The sequence below is a fragment of the Anaerovirgula multivorans genome (genome assembly GCF_900188145.1).
GTDB lineage: Bacteria > Bacillota > Clostridia > Peptostreptococcales > Natronincolaceae > Anaerovirgula > Anaerovirgula multivorans.
This window is the reverse complement of the sequence record NZ_FZOJ01000014.1, coordinates 1-26104: the sequence shown is the minus strand read 5'-3', so window position 1 is coordinate 26104 and position 26104 is coordinate 1. Positions and strand designations below refer to the sequence as shown.

Genomic DNA, 26104 nt, shown 5'->3' with positions numbered 1-26104 from the left:
TAAAAAGCCGCATTTTATGGGGCTTTTTATTATGCGCTATAATGCCTTAATTAAGAGGGCTACATATTTATCCATAAAATCACAAAGATCATACTGACCATCATGCAAGGACCAGTTATATACCCCACCTCTAACCGCGATAAATAAATAGTCTACTATTTCTTCGGATGTCATACTGGTGGTGATGTCCCCATTTTTTTGGCCTTCTTCAATGATAGTCTGTAGTGTAGTCTGCATATGTCTTCCTTTAGTAGCAAATAAATTATTTTTCACTGTATATAATTGTTTGACAAAATCTAAACCCCGATCTATGTTATAATTCGCATAATAATGAAAAAAACGAATAATTTTATCTTGCGTGGTACCTTCTTTTAAATCATTAGCAACAACGTTTAAAAAATAGTCATCTGCTACTTTGAAAATTTTATCTAGTATATCATGCTTTGATTGAAAACAATTGTAAAAAGAACCTACTGAGACGCCGGATGTTTTAGCTATTTCAGCAACTGTAATGTTTTCAAATCCCTTTTTTTCAATTAACTCTATGGCGATACGATATATTTTTTCTTGGGTATTTTGTGCTTGGATTTGTCTTTTAGTTAACTTAGTACTCACAATTATTGGCTCCTATCTCACAGGGATTTATAATAAATTATATCAAATTTACTTTTTAAAGAAAATAGCTAAATTAAATAACAGAACCTATTAGATAAAATATATTTTGAAAAAATAGAAAATATTGACTAATACTTCACAATATTATATAATGAATGTGTTCGATGAACTAATTCATTACATGAACAAATGTTATAATTATAACGAAGTTTAAGTTTAATTCAGCTATTGAAGGTGCCCAATAGTTAAAAAAGCACTTAACAGCAATGATAAAAGCAAAAAAAAGAATTGACGCTTTAGAGTATTTCAGTTATGGATTTGGTCAAAAAATGCAAAACTATAATGATGAAAAGAGGATGAACAAATGAAGAAAAATATAGAATCAAAAAGAATAATTTGTGTACTATTATGTCTTTTTATGACTATAGTTGCTGTTGCCTGCCAGTCTAAACCTGCAGCGCCAACTACATCGGTTATATTCACAGCAGGTACCTACATAGGAACTGCAGCTGGCCACAACGGAGACTTAAAAGTTGAAGTTACCGTTGATGAAAGCTCAATTAAGGAAATAAAGATTCTTGAGCATAAGGAAAGTCCCGGTATATCTGATCCAGCAATAGAAAGAATACCAAAGGCAATCGTTGATGATCAAAGTTTAGCTGTAGATACAATTTCAGGTGCAACTGTTACAAGTAATGCGGTTATTGAGGCGGTTATTGATGCACTAAAGCAATCAGGGGCAGACATCGATGCGCTAAGCATCAAAAAGGATGGTGTAGAGGTTACTGGTGAAAATCTTGAGTACACAACGGATGTTGTTGTCATAGGTGGTGGTGGTGCAGGGCTTGCTGCAGCAGTATCTGCTCATCAAAATGGTGCACAGGTTATCGTGCTTGAAAAAATGCCAAGACTTGGTGGAAATACAATCCTTTCTGGAGGAGCATTCAATGCTGTTGACCCGGGAAGACAATCAAAACAGGGTATCGAAGATTCTATTGATAAGCATTATATACAAACCTATGAAGGTGGCGATAAGTTAGGCAATCCTGAACTTATAAGAACTTTTGTAGAAAATGCATATCCTGCCGTAGAGTGGCTTGAAAGTTTGGGCATGAAGTTCAATGACGAAGTATTCACTGTTTTAGGTGGCTTGTGGCCAAGAGCTCACAAACCATCTACACCTTTGGGAACTGGTTTCATTGACACCTACGAAAAATATATTAATGAAAATGATGGTATTGAAGTACTTCTTGATACTGAAGCAAAAGAGCTTATAGTAGATGGAGGTAGAGTAGTAGGTGTTAAGGCGAAAGGTCTAAAGGGTGATGTTATTTTACAAGCCAACAATGGTGTAGTTATGGCTGCAGGTGGATTTGGTGCTAACATTGAAATGAGAGATCAATATAATGAAAATTGGCCTTCGCTTACAAATATTAAAACAACCAACCATCCAGGAGCAACAGGAGATGGTTTAGCTATGGCAGAAGCCGTTGGAGCAAACCTTATTGGTTTAGAAAATCTTCAATTACTTCCAATGGGTGATCCTAATACAGGAAGCCTTAGTGGAAACATTGAACAAGGTGTTGAAAATCGTATTTTCGTAAACAAGTCTGGCAATCGCTTTGTGGATGAAGGTGCCCGCAGGGACGTTATGACAAAGGCACTGCTGGAGCAAGAAGATGCTTACATGTGGGTAGTTCTTGATCAGCGTAACTATCCAACACCAGATACAAAAAATAACTTTAATGAAACGATAGAAGAATTAATTGCACAAGGTAGAGCATTTAAAGGAGATACTCTTGAGGAGTTAGCAGAACAAATCGGGGTTGATTCAGCGAACTTAGTTAAGGCAGTAGAGGAATTCAATAAGGCAGTAGAAACTGGCGGTCCAGATGCATTTGGAAGAACACTGTTTGATGCTAAGATTGAAAAAGGACCTTTCTATGCGGGTCCACGTGTACCAACAGTTCACCACACAATGGGTGGAATTGAAATCAATACAAGCGCACAAGTTATAGATAAAAATGGCAATATAATACCAGGTTTATATGCGGCTGGTGAGGTTACAGGTGGTATTCATGGAAGCAATCGTTTAGGTGGTAATGCGCTTGCTGATATAGCAGTATTTGGCAGAATTGCTGGGGAAAGTGCAGCAGCGAAAAAATAATAATTTTTCTGATGAATAAAGAAATATAATGAGAAACTCCTCCTTTATATACAACAGTTGTTCAAGATTAGTATATCTCTACTTCCAAAAATCACCTGTCATAGTACAGGTGATTTTCCGTTGAACCAAAGCTCGCATTTATTATGAAAACTAATCAGATTGGAAAAATTACGTTAAAAAGTGTAAAATGGTAGTATTATCTCCTATTTCATTCTCCCTTTGAGATTTTTATTTTAGGGTCTTTGTAATAATAGTAGATAGAGATGATATTAAAACATGAAGCAAAGAGGGGATTTTTAGATGAGAATTAATAAATTTATTAGTGAAACTGGCATTTGCTCAAGGCGAGAAGCTGACAAATGGATTGAAGCAAAGAGGATAACCATTAATGGTGTTTTCGCTGAAGTCGGGAGCACAGTACAGCCAGGAGATGTTGTAAAAATTGATGGAAAACCTGTTGCTAGCAAGAAGGAGCCTATTTATATTGCATTAAATAAACCCGTAGGAATTACATCTACCACCGAAAGACATGTAAAAGGGAATATTATAGATTTTGTTAATCATTCTGAGCGAATTTTTCCAATTGGTCGTCTAGATAAGGATTCCGAAGGTTTAATTCTCTTAACAAACGACGGAGATATAGTAAACAGAATTTTGCGCGCTGAGAACAATCATGAAAAAGAGTATATCGTGACAGTTGACAAACCTATTACAAGGTCTTTTGTAGAGGCTATGACTAAAGGAGTAAGGATTCTAGGTACAAAGACGAAGCCTTGTAAAGTGACTACTATTAGTAGCCGAGTATTTCGCATCATTCTCACTCAAGGACTTAATCGTCAAATTAGAAGAATGTGTCAAGCGCTAGGTTATCGAGTAACGAAGCTTCGGCGTATTCGAATCATGAATATACGTATAGATGGCTTGAAAACAGGTGAATGGCGGAATCTAACTGCTAAAGAATTAAACGTGTTAATAAAGGATTTATAAACAATGCAAAGGTCTCTTTTTATGATAGATATAAAGAAGATCTTCTATTAACTATGGCAAAACAATTTCCAATCTAAAGCTAGATAAAATACCACTTTAGGGCTAACGATCTGAAGCCCCGTAGCTTCGCATAATTTTTTTCATGCCATCAGTAGATTCCACCTTTCCATTAGGCATAACCCATATTGCTTCAACCCCATCAAGGCCTTCAACCAGTCTATGGCTTTCCTCATAAGGTAGAAGGAATAATTCTGTTGAAAGAAAATCTGCAACTCCAGAATTTTCCGTGACAACTGTTACTGCTCGGTAATGTGTGGCTGGCATCAGAGTTTCTGGGTCTATGAGATGGTGAAACAACTGATTTCCCACTTTATAGTAACGCTGGTAATCACCGCTGTTAACTACCGAGGCATCTGTAATAAAAACAACATCTAAATTCTGATCATCTGACAATATAGAACTGTTAGGATCCTGCACGCCGATTCCCCATCGTTGACGCATACCATCTAATGGTTTTCCAATAGCACGGACATTTCCTCCCGAACTAATAATACCTGATGTCATACCTGCTTGAGAAATCTCTTTAGCGACTATCTCGGTTGCGTAACCTTTTGCTATTGCCCCTACATCAAGACGCATATGACTGTCAGCAAGGTAAACGGTACTGTTTTCTATATCAACGATTACTTTATCCATATCTGTATGTGTTGTAGCATTCTGTAATATTTCCATTGGCGGCAGTTCAGCGTTTTGAGGATTATCAATTCCCTCTATTCGATAATCGTGCCATATTTCTAGTACAGAACCAAAGGCAATGTTTGTTAAACCTCTAGTTTTTCCATGCCATTCTTTTGAAAAAACAATGAGATCAATAATTGGCTTATCTACCTTAACTGGTTTTACACCTGCATGGTCATTAATTGTTTTTATATTGTTTATTCCAGCATAATTATTATATTTATCATACAGCTTGTGAAGTACTTGAAAGTCTTCGTGAATTTGTTCAAAGTAAGTATTAAACTCATCTTCACTTTTTGCATAGCCTACAACAACTGTTACAGTATTAAAGGTATCAAAAAAACTGTCGGTATATTTAGTATATTCATTTTTAGGAACTGCCTTGCAAGCTGTCAATAGTAGAAGTAGAGCGAATACTGTAAAAACAGTCACTTTTCTTTTCATATTTATCACCCTTTATTAATAGTAACAGACGCTAGACAAAGATAAAATAACTCCCCACTAAGGGGGAGTTATAGAGTTTTATTTTATTAAGTGTCTGTTTATTTTGCGTTAGTAAAAGCCTCTTCAACAGAAGCAATGTAATCTTGAACACTAATAGTAACCAATGAGGTTAACTCAGGAACATCAGGAACTGCAGGATGAGAATCGTCAACTTCTTTTACATTCATAGCTTTGATTTCTGCTACAGTTTTACCAACCATCCACTTCTCAAGTTCAGCAATTTGTTGGTACCATTCTTTACCAATTTCAGATGCATTAATCATACCATAAGCATCACCAAGTTCAATCTTAGTTTTAAACTCTGCAGCTTTATCAGAAGTTACTTTTCCTTCAGCGTCAAAGTTAATTCTAGTTTGAGCATTGTCAATTATAGTACCTACTACTTTACCATCTGTATCAAATGCAGTAGCTGCCATAACTGTATCAACTTGTGCAAGAGGAAGTGTTTCATTACCATCTGCATCAACACTATAATCTTTTGACTTACCAATAGATACTACATGACCAAGACCTAGCTTTTCAGCACCTTCAACCTCTATAGCGTTAGCAAATGCTTTTTCAAGAGCAGCAACGTAATCTTGAATACTAATGGTAACTAGAGAAGTAAGCTCAGGAACATCAGGAACCGCAGGATGAGAAGCGTCAACCTCTTTTACATTCATAGCTTTGATTTCTGCTACAGTTTTGCCAACCATCCAATTTTCAAGTTCATCAATTTGTTGGTACCATTCTTTACCGATTTCAGATGCATTAATCATGCCATAAGCATCACCAAGCTCAATTTTTGTTTTAATTTCAGCAGCCTTATCATTTGTAACCTTTAAATCAGCATCAAAATTCACTCTAGTTTGAGCATTATCTATGGTTATACTTACAACCTTACCCTCTTGATCAAAGGAAGCAGCCACCATAACAGTATCAACTTGACCTAGTGCGAGAGTATTATTATCGTCTGCATCTTTAGATTTAGCAATTGAGGTAATAACGCCGAGCCCCATCTTAGCAGCCGCACCTTCGTTTTCACCAACAACCTCAACAACATCGCCAGGTTCATCTTTACTACCTTGAACAGGTGTATTGCTAGAACAACCAACCATTAAGAGTAGCACTAAAGCTAGTGATAATAATAATGCTAATGTTTTTTTCAATACAATCTCCTCCTAGTTTTATTATGTATTGTTATCAACTATATAATAACATAGTGACAAAAAAATAACAACCAATCAATTTTAAATATTAGTAGAAAAATATTTAAAATTAATAGTAGATATGGATGGAGAATTATAGTTGATAAAGAAATCTATAACGCTCTATCTATATCTATTTTCTATACGTTGTAGTGATATAAAAACTTATTTATAAAACTTAAGGCGTATATCTATAATTTAAAAGAATGAGGTAGAAATTTAGTTCACAAAAATAAAAATAAAGCACTATTAAAAAAGGAAACAAGTAAATACATCTAGAATTAATAGAACAATCAAGCTGCCAAATCAGAAGATGTAATAATAAAAATAGCTGATAATTCATCAATAGATTATATGATTAGGACTATTTACTATGATTATTAGCATAAATAGTATAAGTAGTGATATTTTTCGAATCCTACTTAATAATAGCATTGATTAATAGCATTTATTTCATTTAATGAAAAGAGGAGGATGTTACATGCTAACTTTTAAAGATTACCAATATACTAGACCTGATATGGAATTACTTCAGCATAAATTTCATCAACTTTTAAGACAATTTGATGCTGGAGATTCTTTTAAAATTCAAAATGATATGATGACGGAAATTAATGTACTAAGAAGCCAATTTGATACTATGGAGGCATTGGTACATATACGGCATACTATTGATACTACCGACGAATATTATGAAAAAGAAAATGACTTTATCGATGAGATTAAACCTATATATGAAGGATTGATAAGTGAGTATTATCAATCCCTAGTAAATTCAAAACATAAAAGTGAGCTTAAGGAAAAATGGGGAGAACAATTATTTAGGATAGCAGAAATGCAGTTAAAAACCTTCTCCCCAGAAATCATCGAAGATCTACAAAAGGAAAATAAATTAGTAAGTCAATATACAAAATTAAGAGCTTCTGCAAAAATTATCTTTCAAGGAGAAGAAAGAAATCTTTCACAGATGATACCTTTTATCGAAGCGCCAGAAAGAGATATAAGAAGGGCAGCCCAAGAGGCCTTTACTAGTTTCTTCTTAGAAAATGAGGATCAATTTGATGAAATATATGATGATTTAGTAAATGTGCGCACTAAGATTGCCAAGAGACTAGGGTTTGAAAATTTTATAGAACTTGCTTATGCACGTCTGGCAAGATCTGATTACGACGCAGAAATGGTAGCAAATTATAGAGGGCAAGTACTTAAAAATGTTGTGCCGTTAGCAGTGAAACTAAGAGAAAGACAGAAAAACAGACTTAGACTTAATGATCTTAAATATTATGATGAAGCACTTGAATTTTTAACAGGAAATGCTGTTCCTAAGGGAGGTCCTAATTGGATTGTTGAAAATGGAAGAATAATGTACAGTGAATTGTCACCAGAAACAGATGAGTTTTTTGCTTATATGATGGAAAGACAGTTATTAGATCTTGTAACAAAAAAAGGAAAAGCGGGAGGAGGTTACTGTACCTATCTAAACAAATATAAATCTCCTTTCATATTTTCTAATTTTAATGGAACATCTGGGGATGTAGATGTACTTACCCATGAAGCAGGCCATGCTTTTCAGGTGTATTGTAGTAGGAATTATGAGGTTCCCGAATATATATGGCCTACTTTAGAGGCTTGTGAAATTCATTCTATGAGTATGGAATTTTTTGCATGGCCTTGGATGAGCTTATTTTTTAAAGAGGATGAAACAAAATATAAGTTTACCCATTTAAGTTCTTCGTTGTTATTTATTCCTTATGGAGTTTTGGTAGATGAGTTTCAACATTGGGTATATGAAAATCCAGATGTAAAACCATCTAAAAGAAAAGCGGTATGGAGAGAAATCGAAAAAACATACTTACCTTACCGAGATTATGAGGATAATGATTTTTTGAATAGAGGAGGATATTGGTTCAGACAAGGACATATTTTTGCAAATCCTTTTTACTATATAGACTATACCTTAGCCCAAGTTTGTGCCTTTCAGTTTTGGGTTAAGGCTAGTGAAGATACTGAAAGAGCTTGGAGCGATTATTTAACCTTATGTAAAGCTGGAGGAAGTAAATCTTTTCTTGAATTAGTTGAATTAGCTAATTTAAGAAATCCTTTTGAAGAGGGGTCTATAAAATCAATTACTGGTCCGATCGAAGAATGGCTCAATACTATCGATGATTTAACTTTATAAATATTTTCGGTAAGAGGCCATTATAGCAATCTCTGAAGTTAATTAGAAGCATTGAAGAAAAAAGGATGAAGGAGCTACGCTTTCATCCTTTTTTAATTATGATTTTTACAACACTTTCTTATAACTTTAGTAGGATTCCTTTAAGATATCAACAAAAGTTTTATAAGTAGAGAAAGTTTACTGTAATATTGGGAAGGATGATTACTATTTTACAAAATATTATACTTGATGATATAATGACTTAGATTTATGATTTTGTTTGTATTTAAATAGAAGGGTGATAACTGTGAATATAGATATGCAACAACTAAAAAAACAGTCTAATATAAAATTATTGAAATTAATTTTATGTGCTTTGGTTATTATGGGGGTTATATTAGCAATGCTAATTAGTAGCCATAACTATTATAGAGATATTGTAATCAAGTCACAGCAGGAAAATATATTGAATATTGTTACTACAGCATCATCTCAATTGGAGCAATACTTCAATGTAAGAGAGCATTATTTAAGGGCAATATTAAAGGATTCTCAATTTCAAGAAGAGTTTATACAGTTTACAGAGGGTAAAAAAATAGAGGTCAATTTAATAAACTTATTATATACAATGGGACAGGAAGAATATGTAGCAGTGGAGTTGATTGATAAGGAGGGAAATATATTAAGGGCTTATACAGATGATCATCCTTCATATCAATATCGACGGGGAGAGGATATTACTAGGGCAATAAGCAGCCACAATGATATATATTTTATAGAGACTTTTGGAGATCGAAGCATTAATATTATTCAAGCGGTTAAAATGGATGGTGAGTTATATGGCTTTGTAAGGATAAAAATAAATTCAGATTATATCTATCGCGTTTATTTAGCTGATTACCAGTTAAATCAAAAAGGATATATTTCTCTTAAGGATCACCAAGGTAGATTGTTTTTACACCCATCTATGGAATTTATAGGGGAAGAAGTTGTTCAGGCTCGGAAACAACAATATCCTGATTATGATTGGAGTGAGCTGGAGGAAAACGTAAGACGACAGATCAATAAAGAAACTGGGGTTGGGATATATCATTCTATATGGCCTGGCGACGATACTCGAGTTAAAAAATTAAGTGGTTTTACTCCTGCTGACATAGGAGATACTTTTATTATATTAAACTTTTCTGCGGACTATGAAGAAACCATGATCAGTTTTGAAGGGATTACCAATGCAACCATAGTTATATCTATTCTCTTGATTGTAACAAGCTTAATCATTATCCTATATATTTATAGAGTAGAAATGAAAAAAAATGAAATTGCATTAGAAACTATTTATTTCAACGAACTTAAGGAGAAGAATGCTTTGATCATGCATCAATCAAAATTTGCTGCAATGGGAGAAATGCTAGCAACGATAGCACATCAGCTTAAACAGCCGTTGAATGCTTTGAAAATATCTCTATATAATATTGAGGATTATCATAACTTGAAGGAAAATGATGAAGAGTATTTAGAGATACTACTAAAATCCAACCATAAGTTTGTAGATAAAATTTCAAAGACAATAGATGACTTTAAGTATTTTTTTAAACCTCAAAAGGAAACTAAAGTATTTAATATATATAAAGCTATTGAATTTGCGATTGAATTAAACATGGCAAGAATAAATAATTTAGAAATTATGGTCAATATCTACGGCGAGAAAGAATTAGAAATAATGGGAGAAAGCAATATTTTTTCACAAGTAGTTCTTAATCTATTAAATAATTCAATAGATGCCTTAAAGATGATCAAAGAGAATAGAAAAATAGATATTTACTTTCATGGAAAAGGTGAAGAAATTGTTATAGAAATCATAGACAATGGTGGGGGAATTAGAAAAGAAGTGATGGAGCATCTATTTGAACCTTATACTACAACTAAGGGCAACGATGGAACTGGACTTGGTTTATATATAGCTAGATATATCCTTAAAGAGAAATTTAATGGAGAGTTACTTGTAGAGAATATAGTAGATGGAGTAAAAGAAAAAATTATTATACCAAGAGAAAAGCGGGAATAACAATAAGATATTAGCTATCTGTGTAAATCTAAAAACAAGTAGTAGATTGAAGGGAGTTGTTCATATGTCAAATGAAGAAGTTTATACAATTAGTGATACTGCTTTTATCATAGGCAACTTTGCGGTAGAAGCAATGCTTTATGAAGTAGCATGTTATCCATCACCAGGATTAGTCTCTCCTGTATCAAATGGAGCCCATAAGGACATGAACTATTTCAGCTTTATTGACAGCACGATGGCCCTTAGTAAATATTTTACCCTATTTGCTCAGAAAGGTCTTGGTGATAGTTCTTATAAGGAAATTTTCAAAGGGATTAGAAGACTTGGCATAGATGCTGAAAAAGAGATGTTTGCTAAGACGAAGGGAGTAAATACCCATAAGGGAATGCTATTTCTTATGGGTATTTCCTGTGCAGCTGTTGCAAAAGCTATATATGAAAAAAGAGATTTTCATGAAATTCAGCATATTATTAAAATGATGACGAAGGGGATTGTGAAGGAAGAACTTTCGACATTAGACCAAAGAGAAGATTTGTCCCATGGGGAGAGGTTGTATTTAAGACACAAGATAACGGGAATACGGGGGGAAGTAGAAGCAGGAATACCAACTGTTTTTGATTTCTCTTTGGACTTCTATAAGGCGTGTAGTCATTTGTCCATCAATGATAGGTTAATTCATACTCTGCTAGGAATTATGCAAATATGTGATGATTCGACGATTCTCTATAGGCATTCTCCCCACGTACTGGAGGAGGTAAAAGAAAAGTCCAGAGAGATCATAGCCAATGGAGGAATGCAAACCCCTGTTGGCAAAGAAAAAATCAATGAATTGTCTATGAAATTCATTGAAAGAAACATCAGCCCAGGTGGAAGTGCAGATCTATTGGGGGTAACAGTGTTTTTTTATCTAGTGGAGGAATATATGAAAAAATCAACTTAGAAAATCTAAGTTGATAAAATATGAACTTCTTCTGTGAAATAAGTCTATAGATATGTGCTTATAAATTTTAATATACTAAAGGGGAAACCGTAGACTGTGTGCATTAAAATTAAAATATGAAGTCACATATCTATATATGAATATCGGCTAAAGCCAATACCTTTGAAGCGGTTGAGGCATCTGTAATTAAGACATTAATATATTTTCCTTTTAATGCTCCTAATATTGATTCTGCCTTATATTTGCCAGAGGCTACTCCGACAGTATATTTAACTTGACGGAGTGTATTTAAATCTGTTCCGATTATTTTTTTATTAATATCTATGTCTACTTCTTCTCCATTAATATCGAATAAACGAGCATAGATACAACCAGCTGATTTTTTAGAATTGATATAAAAGTTCTTATTTTCGATTAAATAATTAGACCATAGGGTAGAGGCAAAAACGGCATCAACAGTACCAATACCAGTTAAAATAATGTCACATTTACTAGCTAAAAATAGCGTGTCATTAATAACTGGCTCTTGAAGTAATGCTCTTCTTGCATAATCATTATCGATATATAAAGGTGCATATAGATATTTGTATTTCCCTCCGTAAGCATTTGCAAAATTGCGAATTAACTCTGGGGAATCAATAAGTGGGTTGTCCTTTGCTGCGGCTCCAAGAACTTGGACTGCTGTAATGGGCTTTTTGTTTTTTGGATTTATATGTTTAATTACATTGAAAATTGTTTTCCCCCATAATATACCCACGATTGAATTTTCTGTTATGATATCATCAACATATTCAGCACCTAGCTTTCCTAAGGAATGAATGGTTTCATCGTGAGACATCGTATGATTATTTAGGACAACTGCATTTGTTAACTGGAAATGCTTTACTAGCGAATTTTCAATTTCTAATGATCTTTCATTAGGTTGATTAATGATGATCTCAACAACATTTTTATCTTTAGCCTCTTGAAGAAGCTTAGATACCTTAAAACGCGTTGTAGAAAGTTGATTAGCAATTTCGACTTGGGTCATATTTCCTTCATAATACATATTAGCAAGATTTGCAAGAAATTTCAGTTTTTGGGTTTCATTCATCTTTTCATAATGATCCATAGTATTGACTCCTCAAATCATAATATTAACTATTCTTTCCATATTAATTAATTTAATTATATCTTAGAAATTATTTTCTAACAAGGCGAAAGAGATTTTTATGATAGTTTCTGACTCTTTTTGTTTTAACAAATGATTAAAATATAAACAAATGTTAAGATAAAAAGTTTGAAAATTGCACCTATAACCACGGATAAACATATTCAATGTTGAGAATAAGCCAAATTAGCATGGAAATGCATCTAACGCGTGTTAAAAATAGCAACAAATGTTTTGACGAATTGACATATTTTTGATATGATGAGTTTGAAGAAATTTATTAAACCTATAGCCCTTAGAGAAAAAACTAGCACGAATGAGATTGCTTTTATAGCTTGCTCACTAAGGAAGAAGGGATAACTAGGTGTAAAATTAGCTCTAATAATTATAAAGACAACAGGAGGTGTAATTAAACCCTTCGAAGGAATGGTTTGATAAACAAATGAGCAATTTAAACGAGGAAGCTTTAAGACTGCATAGAGAAAGACAAGGAAAGATTGAGGTGATTGGGACGCTGCCATTAAATAACGGAAATGACCTGGCTATTGCATATACGCCAGGGGTAGCAGGACCATGTATGGAGATTGCTAGAGATAAGAACAATGCCTATCAATACACAATGAAAGGTAAAACGATTGCTATTTTGACCAATGGGACCGCAGTACTAGGATTGGGTAATATTGGACCTGAGGCAGGCTTGCCAGTAATAGAGGGAAAAGCATTATTACTGAAGACTTTTGGGAATGTTGATGCTATGCCAATATGTTTAAATACCACAGATCCTGACGAAATTATTAGAACTATTAAGACCATTGCGCCTGGTTTCGGAGGTATTCATTTAGAGGATATTAAAGCACCTGAATGTTTTTATATAGAAGATCAACTTAAAGAAGAACTAGATATTCCGGTTTATCATGATGATCAACATGGAACGGCAATTGCTGTTTTGGCAGGATTATATAATGCTTTAAAAATTACAGATAAGAAAATAGAAGAAGCTGAGATCCTTATCAATGGAGCGGGGGCATCTGGGATAGCTGTAGCTAAACTTCTAACAGTTGCAGGCGCAAAAAACATTGTGCTTTGTGATTTAAAGGGAGCCATTGTAGAAGGAGATCTTTCCATAAATGAACCGCAGCAAAAGATTGCTAAAACTACGAATAGGAGCCTTGAAAAAGGGGAACTTAGAGATTTAATAAAGGGTAAAGATGTCTTTATTGGGGTTTCTACTGGAAATGTTTTGGATCGAGAAATGGTTTCAACCATGAATAAAGATAGTATTGTTTTTGCTTTAGCTAATCCTCAGCCAGAAATATTACCTCGGGAGGCAAAAGCTGCAGGGGCAAGAATAACAGCAACTGGAAGATCTGATTTTCCAAATCAAATAAACAATGTATTGGTTTTCCCAGGAATTTTTAAAGGAGCTCTTAAGGTGAGAGCTAAAGATATTTGTGATGAAATGAAAATAGCTGCTGCAAAAGCTATTGCTGAATTAATCAGCAAGGAAGAATTAAATGAAAACTATATTGTGCCCAATGTATTTGATAAAAGGGTCAGTGATGCTGTGGCAGGAGCTGTCATGAGTATAGCAAGGGAGATCGGTTTAGCTAGAGCTATTTAGCTTTATTGCTGTAAATTAGGTACAACAAAGTCTAAGTGAGGAGTGAATGCAGTGGAATTCTTAAATCTAAAGGAATGTATTATTGAAAACCATGGCACTGTTCACAGGAAATTAATAAATGAATTTCTTATGAAGCAAGGGTTAAGAGCGGAGGAAAGTATTGAATACACCTTTGCTCTGTTAAATGAAGATAAAGTTGTAGCAACTGGTTCGTTAGATGGAAAGGTCATAAAATGTGTGGCAGTAGATGAAAACTATCAAGGAATGGGAATTACAAATAAGGTGATTTCCAATCTGTTGAACGAAGCCCATAGAAGAGGAAGACAACATTTGTTTGTTTATACAAAGCCAAAGAACTTAAGCATTTTTTCAGATTTAGGCTTCTATAAAATCGCAGAAGTTTCACAAGAGGTTGTATTATTAGAAAATCAACCTAGAGGTATTGATGGTTTTATTGAAGAAATTTCATCCGCAAGAAGAGATGGTTCAATAATCTCAGCAATCGTAGTTAACTGTAACCCATTTACATTGGGACATCAGTATTTAATTGAAAAGGCTGCTAAAGAAAGTGATTTTTTGCATATCTTTGTTGTGTCAGAGGATAAATCAGACTTTCCTACTGAAGTTCGTTTGAAATTAGTTAAAGAAGGTACGAAACACTTGGAAAATGTTATAGTGCACCAAACTAAAAACTATTTAATCTCCAGTGCCACCTTTCCATCCTATTTCATGAAAAAATATGATGATACAGTAAAAACCCACGCACTATTGGATATTCAAATTTTTGCTAAATATTTTGTCCCAGCTCTAGGTATTAATCGGAGATATGTTGGAGAAGAGCCCTTCTGTCAATTGACTTCAAAATATAATAGCACTATGAAAACGTTGTTACCAAACCATGGTGTTGAAGTGATTGAAGTCCCTAGAAGGAAAGGTGATAGGGAAGTTATAAGTGCATCAAGAGTAAGAAAATTGTTAAGAGAGGGTAAGTTAATTAATGTAAAGCAATTGGTACCAATAAACACTTATCAATTCCTTATTTCTGAAGAAGGGCAAAGAATAATAGAAAAAATGGAGAAAGCGTTAGCTTTAATAAGTTAAATATAGGAGGTAAATTATGAATGTTAAAACCATTGCAATGGCAGGAACATTGGAATCCAGCGATGTTTCAATTGTTGTTGAACCAAGTCGTAATGAAGGAATCACTTTAGAATTAAATAGTCTTGTGGAAAAACAATATGGGGAACAGATTAAATGTGTTGTATTAGAAACTCTTGAACAGCTAAAAGTGAAAAAGGCAATTGTTAAGATTCATGACAAAGGTGCTTTAGATTGTGTGATTATAGCAAGATTGCAAACAGCAGTGCTAAGAGCTGCAGGGGTAGAAACCTTCAATTGGGAGGAGGAAAAATAATGTTGAAATTAAGAAGAACTATGATGTATGTTCCAGGAAACAATCCAAGTATGGTGAAGGATGCCCATATTTTTGGGGCTGATACAGTTATGTTTGATTTAGAAGATTCGGTATCTATTAACGAAAAAGATGCTGCAAGATTTTTAGTTTATAATGCTTTGAAGCGTATTGATTATGAGGGAGCAGAAATAGCAGTTAGAATCAATGGACTTGACACACCTTTTGGATTACAAGACTTAGAAGCCATTGTTAGGGCAAAACCAGATATTATTCGTTTGCCTAAAACTGAGACTCCTCAGGATGTAATTGAAGTAGAGAAGGTTATTGCAGAAATCGAAGGAAAAATAGGGATAGAAGTGGGAACGATTAAAATGATGGCAGCTGTAGAAAGTGCATTAGGTATTCTTAATGCTCGAGAGATTGCTGCTGCCAGCTCAAGATTAGTTGGGATAGCAATTGGGGCAGAGGACTTTGTTACTGATATGAAAACTACCCGCTCTTTAGATGGTGTGGAGTTACTAGCCGCTAGAAGTCAATTACTATTTGCTGCAAGAGCAGCTGGAATCTACGCTCTTGATACGGTATTTTCAGATGTTAATGATGAAGACGGTTTTGCTAATGAAGTGAAGCTTATTAAACAGCTGGGATTTGATGGGAAATCCGTTATTAATCCTAGACAGATAGATGTTGTACACGATATATATACGCCTACTGATAAAGAGATAGAAAAATCTATACGTGTTATTACAGCAAGTGAAGAGGCCCTAAAAAAAGGATCAGGTGTTGTTTCTCTTGATGGTAAAATGATAGATAAACCTATTATTGAGAGGGCTCAAAGAGTATTAACACTAGCCGCTGCTGCAGGCGTATACGCAATTGAAGGAGGGAAAGAAATTGGCTATTAATAAAATAGGAAGAGAAATACCAGACTATATAGAAGGAATTGGAGAACTAAAGTCTTATGAGGGTCCTTTTAGTGTTGAACCTGCAAAACGTAGGTTTGGTCGGAAAATTTCTACAATAACTCCTAAACAGAGCAAAATCTTAGAAGATATTGAACAAGCCATTATTGAAACTGGATTAAAGGATGGCATGACGATTTCTTTTCATCATCACTTTAGAGAAGGAGACTATATTATTAACATGGTGGTAGATACCATCGCTAAATTAGGTATAAAAAACATTACTTTGGCTCCAAGCTCTCTTAACAGTGTACATGCTCCAATTATTGAGCATATTAAGAATGGCGTTATCACTAAAATTGAAACCAGTGGATTAAGGGGTTCTTTAGCGGATGCTATTTCAAAAGGAATTTTAGAATATCCAGTAAAAATTCGTTCTCATGGAGGTAGAGCTAGAGCCATCGAAGCAGGGGATGTTAAAATTGATGTAGCTTTTTTAGGTGTACCTGCCTGTGATGAGTATGGTAATGCCAATGGACATTCTGGAAAATCCTTTTGTGGTTCATTAGGATATGCTAAAGTAGATGCACAATATGCTGATAAAGTTGTTTTGATTACCGATAACTTAGTTCCTTATCCTAATGTTCCCGCAAGCATCGCACAAACTGATGTAGACTTTGTAGTTAAGATGGATGCCATAGGAGATCCTAAAGGGATTGTTTCTGGTGCTACAAGATATACAAAAAATCCTAGAGAACTGCTAATTGCTAAATATGCTGCAACAGTCATTAAAGAGTCTGGTTATTTAGCAGATGGGTTTTCTATGCAATGTGGTACAGGTGGCGCATCCCTTGCAGTAGCTAGATCTATTAAACAGACAATGATAGAAAAAGATATTAAAGCAAGCTTTGCGTTAGGAGGTATTACAGGGCAGTTTGTAGAAATGTTAGAGGAGGGTCTAATCAACAAATTATACGATACCCAATGCTTCGATTTAACTGCAGCTAAATCAATAGGAACCAATCCGAATCATGTTGAAATAGATGCAGGGTTCTATGCGAATCCTCATAATAAAGGTTGTGCAGTAAATGTTTTAGATATTGTTATTTTAAGTGCATTAGAGGTAGATACTGAATTTAATGTGAATGTTATCACTGGTTCAGACGGGGTGTTAAGAGGAGCCTCTGGTGGTCATTGCGACACTGCTGCAGGTTCAAAACTATCCATTATCGTTGCACCACTGATTAGAGGTAGAATACCAACGATAGTAGAAAATGTAAACACAGTGATTACTCCAGGAGAAACAATTGACGTGGTGGTAACAGATAGAGGGATTGCAGTTAACCCGTTAAGAACAGATTTGATTGAAAAGCTTTCAAAGACAAATTTACCTATATTTACGATTGAAGAATTAAAGGAAAAAGCTGAAAAAATTGCAGGTAAACCAAAAGCAATCCAGTATGGAGAAAAAATCGTGGCATTGGTTGAATATAGAGATGGAACGATTATTGATGTGATTAAAGAGGTTAAGTAAAGAAGAGGTGGTATCCAATGAATAATACAAAGATATCAAAGCTACAAGAAATCCTAGAGGGAAGAGAAAAAAGGGCTCATCTACAAAAAAAATTACTAGAGACCTATAATATTCCCCTGGCTTCCTTTACTTTGAACATCCCAGGACCAGAAAAAAACAGCCCAATATTGAAGAAAATCCATCATATTGGAGCGAGTATTTTGGAAGAAGAGTTAAGAAAAAGAAGCATTCCACTTATATATAGTGAGACTAATGAAAGTGCTGCAGGACCTGAACAATTTTTCTGTATTGATTGGGATGCTACCTCTATTAAAAGACTAACAGTATCTATTGAAGAGAAGGATGATTTAGGAAGATTATTTGACTTTGATGTATTTAATGAAAACGGAAGCCAAATTAGCAGACAGTTATTAGGTTTGCAGGGACGTAAATGTCTTTTATGCCATGAGAAACCAGCAATATGCAGTCGCAATAAAAGTCATTCCCTAGAAGAATTACTAAAGGCTGTATACAATACCATCAAAGATTATGAATCGAAAAAGTAATACTGATTTCAATAATCTATACAACTAGCCTAAGGAGGATAAAATGAGTATTGATAATAGTCTATTAAAAAATCTAAAGGTGCTTTATGTAGAAGATGAGTTAGAAGTCATCCAACAAATGAGTTTCTTTCTAAAAAAAAGGGTTGGTAAACTGATTGTTGCAGAAAATGGAATGGAAGGCTTAGAACTATTTAAAGAACATCTGCCTGATCTAATATTAACTGATCTTAAGATGCCTGATATGGATGGTATGGCTATGGCAAAGGAGATTAGAAAAATCAGTGATGTTCCCATTATCATTGCCACTGCCTTTTCTGATAAGGAAATCATTCTAAAAGCTGTGGACTTAGGGATTGATAATTATGTTTTGAAACCTATAGATGTACGGGAATTAGTAAATGTGATGGAGAAAACTGCTATCAAAATATTAAGAAATAAGGGTACTCTACTAAGAGTAAGAAATACAGCACTATCTATTGAAGAAAAAAATAGATTAGAAGAAAATATAAAAAACACCTTTGCAAAATTTATAAAAGAAAAAACAGGCAAAGGTCCACAAAATGTTAAAGTTTTTATCCATGGAGATGGACTAGAAGTAGAAATCACTGATGCCTTTACTAAAATGGAAAAAACATTATTAGAAAATGAAAAAAATATATCTATAGTAAAATACAATAGAGAAATCTTTTATAAGGATTCTGAGAAGGCGTTAGCTAACTTCTTGAGAGAAACTTTAAAGTGGGAATCAAGATTAATCACAATTGAAGTAGAGACATTAAAAGACATAAATCGACTTAAATTTACATTTGTTTAAAAAACACTTTACAAATCTTATTAAATAGTATATATTATTAATGTAACTAAGTTTGAAAAGGTTTTCATTGAAAGGCTTTTTAAAATAGTTAAAATATCTTCAAAGTAATGAATTGAATATAATAATTAGTGTATGTTGAATTTATTTGAGAAAGTCTATTGATTTAGCTTAAAAAGGTCAACACAGAAATATTTATTTCTGTGTTGACCTTTTTTATTTTTATTTTAATAAAGGAGGTAAATTTATGGTTAATCAAGAAAAAATTCAAAGTAAAAATGCAATAGGAATGAATAGTTTAAAGGTATATGGGATACCGTTGCCGCTGTTTGCTTTCTTTGCAGTAGCTGTTATTGCAGCCTCATTAACTGATGTTCTTCCAGGAAACATTGTAGGAGCACTAGGGATCACTTTGGTATTAGGCGTTATCTTTGGTGAGATTGGTGACAGAATTCCAATTTGGAATGAGTATGTTGGTGGTGGAGCGATTCTTGCTTTCTTAGGTTCCGCATATTTAGTGTATGCTGGTATCATGCCAGAAAAAACAATTGACACAATTTCTGGTTTTATTGAATCAACAAATTTTCTGAACTTATTTATTTCTGTTTTAATCACTGGTAGTATCTTATCTGTCAATCGTAAGCTTTTAGTAAGAGCTCTTGCAGGATATATTCCAACAATTATTTTTGGCGTACTTGGAGCTATGATTCTTGGAACTATAGGTGGACTTATAACTGGAATTTCTCCAAGAGAGGTAATAACAATGTACGTACTTCCTATTATGGGGGGAGGAACCGGAGCTGGAGCATTACCAATGAGTGAAATCTATGCTTCGACAACTGGAAATGATCCAAGTAACTTTTTATCCTTTGCTTTTCCAATTTTAACTATTGCTAACATTGTAGCAATTATAGTAGCTGCATTGCTAAATAAGTTAGGAGAAAAGCGAACTGAATTAACTGGTAATGGTGAATTAGTACGATCTAAAAATATTGATGCACAAGATGCAAAAGTAGATGTTAAAGTAACAAATCATGAACTTGGAGCTGGATTACTATTATCTACAGGCTTTTTTATCTTAGCAACGTTAGTAAGTAAGAAGATTTTACCAAGTATTTTTGGTGTTCAAATCCACACGTTTGCCTATATGGTATTATTTGTATCTTTATTTAATGCATTAAACCTTATTCCTGAAGAATTAAAGCAGGGAGCTAAAAAATTACAAAGTTTCTTCTCAGGTAGATTCTTATGGGTAATTATGATTGGTGTAGGGGTAGCCTATACAGATCTTGGAGAAATTATTGCGGCACTTACTGTGCAAAATGTTATAGTTGCAGCATTTATCGTAGTGGGAGCTACTATTGGGACGGCTTTATTCGGATATGTAGTAGGCTTCTTCCCAATTGAATCAGCTATTACAGCTGGGCTATGTATGGCCAACAGAGGTGGTTCTGGAGACTTAGCTGTTTTAGGAGCAGCGAAGAGAATGGATTTAATCTCCTGGGCTCAAATTTCTTCAAGACTTGGTGGAGGAATTATGCTAGTAATTGCAAGTATTGTATTTGGGTTGTTCTATTAGGTAACTAAATCAAATAATCAGTAGAATAACTATTTTCAACTATTATGATAATTATTACTAAATAAAAAGGTATGATTTTACAAACATAGCAGGTAGACTAGATTGCCACCTGCTATGTTTATATTTCATTGCTCATATCAATTTAAGAGAATAAGCATAGAATTGATATAACCTATATTAAAAATTTTACTATTATGAAAAAATGAAGGAGGAAAAAGATATGGCTGGAGTAAAAATTACAGAAACAGTATTGCGGGACGCACATCAATCCTTGATTGCTACTCGTATGAAGATAGAAGAGATGGTACCAATATTAGAAGCACTTGACCAAGTGGGTTATCATTCGTTAGAAGTATGGGGTGGAGCTACCTTTGATAGCTGTCTTCGGTTTTTGAATGAAGATCCTTGGGAAAGATTAAGAACCATTAGAAAACATGTAAAGAATACCAAGCTACAAATGCTTTTAAGAGGTCAAAACCTTTTAGGCTATAAACATTATGCTGATGATGTAGTAACTGAATTTATATATAAGTCAATAGCTAATGGTATTGATATCATCCGTATATTTGATGCTTTAAATGATGTAAGAAATCTTGAAACAGCACTTAAGGCAACGAAAAAGGCAGGAGGACATGCACAAGTTGCTATTTCCTATACCATCAGTCCTGTACATAATATAGATTATTATCTTAAGTTAGCAAAAGAAATGGAGAAAATGGGGGCAGATTCTATTTGTGTAAAGGACATGGCAGGAATTTTAACCCCATATAATGCATTTGAGTTGATTACTAGTCTTAAAAAATCTATAAAAGCACCTATTCAGCTGCATACCCACTATACCAGTGGAGTGGCTTCAATGACCTATATAAAAGCTATAGAAGCTGGCGTTGATGTAGTAGATTGTGCAATTTCACCAATGGCATTAGGAACATCTCAGCCTCCAACAGAGCCCCTTGTGGCTTCTCTTCAAGGAACAAAGTATGATACTGGATACAGCTTAGAGACTTTGAATGAGATTGCTGAACACTTTATGCCGATTCGAGAAAATTATATTAAAAGTGGTCAACTAGATCCTAAGCTTTTAGGAGTAGACATCAATACTTTAGTATATCAGGTGCCGGGAGGGATGTTATCAAATCTTGTGTCTCAATTAAACATGCAAAATGCATCCCATAAGTATGAGGAAGTATTAAAGGAAATTCCTCGTGTTAGAGAAGAACTAGGCTATCCACCATTAGTTACTCCTCTTAGTCAAATGGTTGGTACTCAAGCGGTATTTAATGTGGTTCTTGGAGAACGTTATAAGATGGTACCTAAGGAGATCAAGGCATATGTTAAAGGTGAGTATGGAAGACCAGCAGTAGCTATTTCTGAAGAAATTCAAAGAAAAATTATTGGTAGTGAAGAAGTGATTACAGGAAGACCTGCTGATAGCATTGCCTCTCAATTGAATGGCTTCCAGAAGGAAATGAAGGAATTTTTAGAGCAAGAGGAAGATGTATTGTCCTACGCTTTATTTCCACAAGTCGCAATAGAATATTTTAAATATCGAAGGGCTCAAAAGTATAAAATTGATAGTGGATGTGTTGATTTAGAACAAAAAACACATCCAGTATAGAATTTTCTATTATATTAGTGAATAAGGACTAAATAACCCATAGAGATTTGACATGTATACCTTACAAAAGAGATAGGTGTATCTCCTAGTATGATTGCGCAATTAGAAGATAGCAAAGTACATGCATCCTTGTGGAAAGGTGTGGAGAGTTCTCCACACCTTTAAAAATATAGCTACTGAATTACAGAATAAACATGGCTACAATAAAAGTAGCTGCGAATCCTATAAGGACAGGAATGATATTTTTGCGAGCAAGTTCTAACGGGCTTACATTACAAATAGCTGCTACTGGGATGATTCCCCATGGAATAATTGTTCCGCCGCCAACCCAAATTGCTGTAAGCTGGCCTAATGATGCAAGCGCTTCTTTACTGATTGTAATGGCGGAGGAAAAAGTTTGGGCTAAAGAACCAACTAAAGGTAGACCTGAAAAACCAGAGCCGTCTAATCCAGTTATTCCACCGATAACCATTTGAATCATCACTACAGGAAATTTAGATAATGTAACTTTATTTGCTAAATACATACCTAAGTCCGAGAGAAGTCCTGTAGCATTTTCACCTAATATTTGTTTAGCAATTTCTCCACTTCCTAGGAAAAAAAAGCCGCCGATAACTATAACTGGAGCAAAAATCTTGATTCCAAACATAAATCCTTCTCGAACATAGTCGGTTATTTTTTCAAAAGCGTTAATTAAGTTATGCTGTACGATGGAAGAAAAGGTCATAATTAGAATAGCAGTCCCACCTACAAGAGCGGTGGCGTCTCCTCCTCTTAGTTTATATTTATACATAACAATGATATCTATCAAAAAGACTAATGGAGTGATAACAGCTACTAGATAGACACCTAAGGAAGGCTTTGAGTCTTCTTTTTTTTCTGGATTTAATATTTCTGTAACTTCCTTAAAGTTTTTCATCTCTTTACGCATCATAAAATAGGAACAGCCTACTGTTACAATGGACATAGTTAGCCAAAGAGGTATGCTTGCTTGTATCAGAGCCAAAGGATTATTAATTGCAGCTGCCTTAGCAGTAATTCCTGGAGCACCTTGTATAAAGTAATCGCTGGAAAGAGCAACACCATGACCAAAGATATTCATAGCTACAGCAGCCCAAATAGGAGGAAGGCCTGCTTGAATGGCGGCTGGCAACATGATTGCTCCTACTAAGGCAACTGCAGGAGAAGGCCATATAAACCATGAGAAAATCATCATTATAAATCCTAAACTAAAAAAAGCAATATGGGGGTTGATCATAAGCTTCTTTATTGGGGCCATAATTAATTGATCTGCCCCGATGTCGCGAAGTGAATGGGACATGGCAACTACCAGTGAAATAACGAGGATAATACCCCAAAATTCAATTCCTGCAGCAATTAAGGCGTTAAAAACTACTTGAACACCTATTAAAAGATTACCTGAATAAGTAAAACCAATGACAAATAAACCAAGGATACAGGGTAGCACAGTATCCTTTCTAAAGGCCATTGTGATAATAACGATTAAAACCATCAAAACATAGATATAATGTAAAGCAGATAATTGGACCATTTTTTTTCCCCCTTAGTATTTAAAAATTAAGCATATAGAATATAATATTCGATTAGTTTATAAAGGTTCCAATTACAAATTACCTCTTTAATATTTATCCTTCGATGTATTGCCAAAGCTTCCACTTATAGATGAACAAATTAAGCGACTAATATAAAATCATAGATTGTCCTCTGAATTAAGTTTCATTTTATCTCGCAACATGTTTTTTTATGATATAAACGTAAAACTTTCATTTGCAAACCAAAGAAAGATAGTCCTAGCACACTATGAAAATAGTGTGATTTTTAATTGATAATAGTTGATAATTGGGTATATATTGATAATAGGTATGTATAACCGGAGGTGTCATATGAATAATAAATCTTCTGTACTTCTTATCATTTCAATTATTTTAATAATAGTATTGGGAAGTACTAGTCTTTCAATCGTTTATATTGTAAAGACAATTGAAAATGATGCTAGAACAATTAATGACTTAGGTATAATTAGAGGATCTATTCAAAGGCTTGTAAAGTTGGAACTGAGTGATATAGTTAATGACGAACTAATCAATAAAATCGATGCTGGAATTTTTTATTTTTCAGATGACAAGGATAGTAGTGAAAATAGTAACAATGACATGATCAATTCCATTGGCAAGATAGCAGATTTATGGGCTGAATTAATAGAAGCTATCAATGAGTACAGAAGTGGCCCTACAGAAAGTAATAGATCTATCCTATTAGAAATTAGTGAAGAACTATGGATTTATACTGACAATGCTGTTTCGTCAATGCAATGGACAACAGAGAATAGGATAAGAAATTTTAGAACGTTATTTCCTCTGCTTATAATTAATCTTTTACTTATGATTACTATTACAATGCTTATTAAAAGATATGTTCGAGATCAACTTGAGAATAAAATTAACTTTGACCCTTTAACAGAGGTATATAATAGACAATTCTTTTATCAATCATTTAAAAAAGAAATAGAAAAATCCCAAAGGTACCAAAGACATTTAACGTTTATTATTTTTGATATAGACCATTTTAAAAAGGTAAACGATTCCTATGGACACGACGTAGGAGATCTTGTTCTTAAGGAGTTATGCAAAGTTTGTGAAAGCAGTATTAGAAAAAGCGACATTCTTGCTAGAATTGGTGGAGAGGAATTTGCTATTATAGCACCAGAAACAAGTATAAGTTCTGGAGTTGTATTAGCAGAGAAGATAAGAAAGGTTGTAGAAAAACACAGCTTTGAAAAAATCTCCCAAATTACAATTAGTTTAGGCATAACGCAATTTATCGCTGGTGATACAATAGATGACATCTTCAAAAGAGCGGATGTAGCTTTATATAAAGCGAAGAATAATGGAAGAAATAAACTGGAAATTGAACTTTAGGAGTTAAGAAAAAGGCAAGCTACTAAAATCAGCTGTAATGCAAGAAATCCTACAAACATAGACAGTAGGACTTCTAGATATAAGATTATCGAAATGTAAGAAAAAAATATTAACTTTGTTAATGTTTTTTTCTTATAATCCATTGAAGTGAATTGCTGGAGTGATCCATGGGTGAAACCGCAGAAACGTGTATTTTTATTAAGGTTAAAAATTGATTATCTATATGGGTAACCAACTACAGAACTTGATTTTGATATACTAAGGGCTACATTTGCAGCCCATGGTTTTGGGCGAAACCGTAGACCGTGTATATCAAAATTAAAGTTTAAAATTGGTTATCTATATTCTATGGACATAGCTTGATAATTATATATAATAGAATTTGTCGATATATATATTTTATGATTTATGGTAAGGATAAAAGCAATAAAATGATCAAAAGAGGTGTAATATGACAAAAGAATCTAATGTTGTATATGATGTAAGTAATAAAGTAGGTTGGATTAAACTTAATCGGCCACAGGCATTAAATGCTTGGATTGTCAACATTGAATTAGACAGTTTTTTTAAGGTTATGTTCTTTATATTGTTTAGGACTTAAATATCCTAATGTTGAATGAATCCTAATAT

Annotated in this window: 21 protein-coding genes; 16 read left to right on the top strand and 5 right to left on the bottom strand. The window is 34.0% G+C overall.

Annotated features, from left to right (window positions below):
* Nucleotides 1-36 precede the first annotated feature (36 nt).
* On the bottom strand, nucleotides 37-615 hold the full coding sequence (locus CHB72_RS14335; RefSeq protein WP_242975138.1) for a TetR/AcrR family transcriptional regulator: 579 nt from the start codon (nucleotides 613-615) through the stop codon (nucleotides 37-39).
* Between the two features lie 364 nt (nucleotides 616-979).
* On the opposite strand from CHB72_RS14335, the gene CHB72_RS14330 reads away from it, so the two are divergent.
* On the top strand, nucleotides 980-2782 hold the full coding sequence (locus tag CHB72_RS14330; RefSeq protein ID WP_089283575.1) for a flavocytochrome c: 1803 nt from the start codon (nucleotides 980-982) through the stop codon (nucleotides 2780-2782).
* Between the two features lie 300 nt (nucleotides 2783-3082).
* Entirely contained in the window at nucleotides 3083-3769 is a 687-nt protein-coding gene (rluF, locus tag CHB72_RS14325; protein WP_089283574.1) for a 23S rRNA pseudouridine(2604) synthase RluF, read from the top strand.
* Between the two features lie 102 nt (nucleotides 3770-3871).
* Here the strand turns inward: rluF and CHB72_RS14320 are convergent, their stop codons facing one another.
* Together CHB72_RS14320 and CHB72_RS14315 are read right to left on the bottom strand one after the other, a co-directional pair.
* The gene (locus CHB72_RS14320; RefSeq protein ID WP_089283573.1) at nucleotides 3872-4951 is read right to left on the bottom strand and encodes an FAD:protein FMN transferase; all 1080 of its coding nucleotides are present in this window, start codon (nucleotides 4949-4951) and stop codon (nucleotides 3872-3874) included.
* 98 nt (nucleotides 4952-5049) lie between these two features.
* Nucleotides 5050-6108, bottom strand: a complete 1059-nt coding sequence (locus CHB72_RS14315) for a hypothetical protein (RefSeq protein ID WP_242975137.1) — start codon at nucleotides 6106-6108, stop codon at nucleotides 5050-5052.
* A 571-nt stretch (nucleotides 6109-6679) separates the two neighbouring features.
* Here CHB72_RS14315 and CHB72_RS14310 point away from each other — a divergent pair.
* The 3 genes from CHB72_RS14310 (at nucleotide 6680) to citG (ending at nucleotide 11361) form a co-directional block, all read left to right on the top strand.
* A complete protein-coding gene (locus CHB72_RS14310) occupies nucleotides 6680-8377 on the top strand; it encodes a M3 family oligoendopeptidase (RefSeq protein WP_089283571.1) in 1698 nt (565 codons plus the stop codon).
* A 286-nt stretch (nucleotides 8378-8663) separates the two neighbouring features.
* The gene (locus CHB72_RS14305) at nucleotides 8664-10421 is read left to right on the top strand and encodes a sensor histidine kinase (protein ID WP_089283570.1); all 1758 of its coding nucleotides are present in this window, start codon (nucleotides 8664-8666) and stop codon (nucleotides 10419-10421) included.
* Nucleotides 10422-10485: 64 nt separating this feature from the next.
* Entirely contained in the window at nucleotides 10486-11361 is an 876-nt protein-coding gene (gene citG, locus CHB72_RS14300) for a triphosphoribosyl-dephospho-CoA synthase CitG (protein ID WP_089283569.1), read from the top strand.
* A 130-nt stretch (nucleotides 11362-11491) separates the two neighbouring features.
* Here the strand turns inward: citG and CHB72_RS14295 are convergent, their stop codons facing one another.
* The gene (locus CHB72_RS14295; protein WP_089283568.1) at nucleotides 11492-12472 is read right to left on the bottom strand and encodes a sugar-binding transcriptional regulator; all 981 of its coding nucleotides are present in this window, start codon (nucleotides 12470-12472) and stop codon (nucleotides 11492-11494) included.
* A 481-nt stretch (nucleotides 12473-12953) separates the two neighbouring features.
* On the opposite strand from CHB72_RS14295, the gene CHB72_RS14290 reads away from it, so the two are divergent.
* From CHB72_RS14290 to CHB72_RS14250, 9 genes are all read left to right on the top strand, one after another.
* Entirely contained in the window at nucleotides 12954-14132 is a 1179-nt protein-coding gene (locus tag CHB72_RS14290) for an NAD(P)-dependent malic enzyme (protein WP_089283567.1), read from the top strand.
* 51 nt (nucleotides 14133-14183) lie between these two features.
* Nucleotides 14184-15233 carry a [citrate (pro-3S)-lyase] ligase gene (citC, locus tag CHB72_RS14285; RefSeq protein ID WP_089283566.1) on the top strand — a complete coding sequence of 350 codons (1050 nt, stop codon included), beginning with the start codon at nucleotides 14184-14186 and terminating at the stop codon, nucleotides 15231-15233.
* Between the two features lie 16 nt (nucleotides 15234-15249).
* The gene (citD, locus tag CHB72_RS14280; RefSeq protein ID WP_089283565.1) at nucleotides 15250-15546 is read left to right on the top strand and encodes a citrate lyase acyl carrier protein; all 297 of its coding nucleotides are present in this window, start codon (nucleotides 15250-15252) and stop codon (nucleotides 15544-15546) included.
* Nucleotides 15546-16451, top strand: coding sequence for a citrate (pro-3S)-lyase subunit beta (gene citE, locus CHB72_RS14275; RefSeq protein WP_089283564.1), 906 nt, complete (start codon nucleotides 15546-15548; stop codon nucleotides 16449-16451). Before citD ends, citE begins: the two co-directional genes overlap by 1 nt.
* On the top strand, nucleotides 16441-17982 hold the full coding sequence (citF, locus tag CHB72_RS14270) for a citrate lyase subunit alpha (protein ID WP_089283563.1): 1542 nt from the start codon (nucleotides 16441-16443) through the stop codon (nucleotides 17980-17982). Before citE ends, citF begins: the two co-directional genes overlap by 11 nt.
* Before the next feature lie 17 nt (nucleotides 17983-17999).
* Nucleotides 18000-18527 carry a citrate lyase holo-[acyl-carrier protein] synthase gene (gene citX, locus CHB72_RS14265; protein ID WP_089283562.1) on the top strand — a complete coding sequence of 176 codons (528 nt, stop codon included), beginning with the start codon at nucleotides 18000-18002 and terminating at the stop codon, nucleotides 18525-18527.
* A 43-nt stretch (nucleotides 18528-18570) separates the two neighbouring features.
* On the top strand, nucleotides 18571-19341 hold the full coding sequence (locus CHB72_RS14260; protein ID WP_089283561.1) for a Na-translocating system protein MpsC family protein: 771 nt from the start codon (nucleotides 18571-18573) through the stop codon (nucleotides 19339-19341).
* Between the two features lie 244 nt (nucleotides 19342-19585).
* Complete coding sequence (citS, locus tag CHB72_RS14255) at nucleotides 19586-20917, top strand: citrate/sodium symporter CitS (protein WP_089283560.1); 1332 nt, start codon at nucleotides 19586-19588, stop codon at nucleotides 20915-20917.
* A gap of 220 nt (nucleotides 20918-21137) precedes the next feature.
* Complete coding sequence (locus CHB72_RS14250) at nucleotides 21138-22535, top strand: oxaloacetate decarboxylase subunit alpha (protein ID WP_089283559.1); 1398 nt, start codon at nucleotides 21138-21140, stop codon at nucleotides 22533-22535.
* A 181-nt stretch (nucleotides 22536-22716) separates the two neighbouring features.
* Here CHB72_RS14250 and CHB72_RS14245 read toward each other — a convergent pair whose 3' ends face one another.
* Nucleotides 22717-24087: a hypothetical protein gene (locus tag CHB72_RS14245; protein WP_089283558.1), complete on the bottom strand. Its 1371-nt coding sequence runs from the start codon at nucleotides 24085-24087 to the stop codon at nucleotides 22717-22719.
* A 352-nt stretch (nucleotides 24088-24439) separates the two neighbouring features.
* On the opposite strand from CHB72_RS14245, the gene CHB72_RS14240 reads away from it, so the two are divergent.
* The gene (locus CHB72_RS14240) at nucleotides 24440-25474 is read left to right on the top strand and encodes a GGDEF domain-containing protein (protein ID WP_176431386.1); all 1035 of its coding nucleotides are present in this window, start codon (nucleotides 24440-24442) and stop codon (nucleotides 25472-25474) included.
* Nucleotides 25475-25925: 451 nt separating this feature from the next.
* Entirely contained in the window at nucleotides 25926-26075 is a 150-nt protein-coding gene (locus CHB72_RS26630) for a hypothetical protein (protein WP_176431385.1), read from the top strand.
* Nucleotides 26076-26104: the final 29 nt, after the last annotated feature.

Excerpts from the sequence above, each read along its gene's own strand:
- CHB72_RS26630 (WP_176431385.1), top strand. The coding sequence starts at position 25,926 with ATGACAAAAGAATCTAATGTTGTATATGATGTAAGTAATAAAGTAGGT.
- CHB72_RS14310 (WP_089283571.1), top strand. The coding sequence starts at position 6,680 with ATGCTAACTTTTAAAGATTACCAATATACTAGACCTGATATGGAATTA.
- rluF (WP_089283574.1), top strand. The coding sequence starts at position 3,083 with ATGAGAATTAATAAATTTATTAGTGAAACTGGCATTTGCTCAAGGCGA.
- citS (WP_089283560.1), top strand. The coding sequence starts at position 19,586 with ATGGTTAATCAAGAAAAAATTCAAAGTAAAAATGCAATAGGAATGAAT.
- citE (WP_089283564.1), top strand. The coding sequence starts at position 15,546 with ATGTTGAAATTAAGAAGAACTATGATGTATGTTCCAGGAAACAATCCA.
- CHB72_RS14290 (WP_089283567.1), top strand. The coding sequence starts at position 12,954 with ATGAGCAATTTAAACGAGGAAGCTTTAAGACTGCATAGAGAAAGACAA.
- citX (WP_089283562.1), top strand. The coding sequence starts at position 18,000 with ATGAATAATACAAAGATATCAAAGCTACAAGAAATCCTAGAGGGAAGA.
- CHB72_RS14295 (WP_089283568.1), bottom strand. The coding sequence starts at position 12,472 with ATGGATCATTATGAAAAGATGAATGAAACCCAAAAACTGAAATTTCTT.
- CHB72_RS14330 (WP_089283575.1), top strand. The coding sequence starts at position 980 with ATGAAGAAAAATATAGAATCAAAAAGAATAATTTGTGTACTATTATGT.
- CHB72_RS14260 (WP_089283561.1), top strand. The coding sequence starts at position 18,571 with ATGAGTATTGATAATAGTCTATTAAAAAATCTAAAGGTGCTTTATGTA.
- CHB72_RS14320 (WP_089283573.1), bottom strand. The coding sequence starts at position 4,951 with ATGAAAAGAAAAGTGACTGTTTTTACAGTATTCGCTCTACTTCTACTA.
- CHB72_RS14245 (WP_089283558.1), bottom strand. The coding sequence starts at position 24,087 with ATGGTCCAATTATCTGCTTTACATTATATCTATGTTTTGATGGTTTTA.
- citD (WP_089283565.1), top strand. The coding sequence starts at position 15,250 with ATGAATGTTAAAACCATTGCAATGGCAGGAACATTGGAATCCAGCGAT.
- CHB72_RS14315 (WP_242975137.1), bottom strand. The coding sequence starts at position 6,108 with ATGGTTGGTTGTTCTAGCAATACACCTGTTCAAGGTAGTAAAGATGAA.
- CHB72_RS14250 (WP_089283559.1), top strand. The coding sequence starts at position 21,138 with ATGGCTGGAGTAAAAATTACAGAAACAGTATTGCGGGACGCACATCAA.
- citG (WP_089283569.1), top strand. The coding sequence starts at position 10,486 with ATGTCAAATGAAGAAGTTTATACAATTAGTGATACTGCTTTTATCATA.
- CHB72_RS14240 (WP_176431386.1), top strand. The coding sequence starts at position 24,440 with ATGAATAATAAATCTTCTGTACTTCTTATCATTTCAATTATTTTAATA.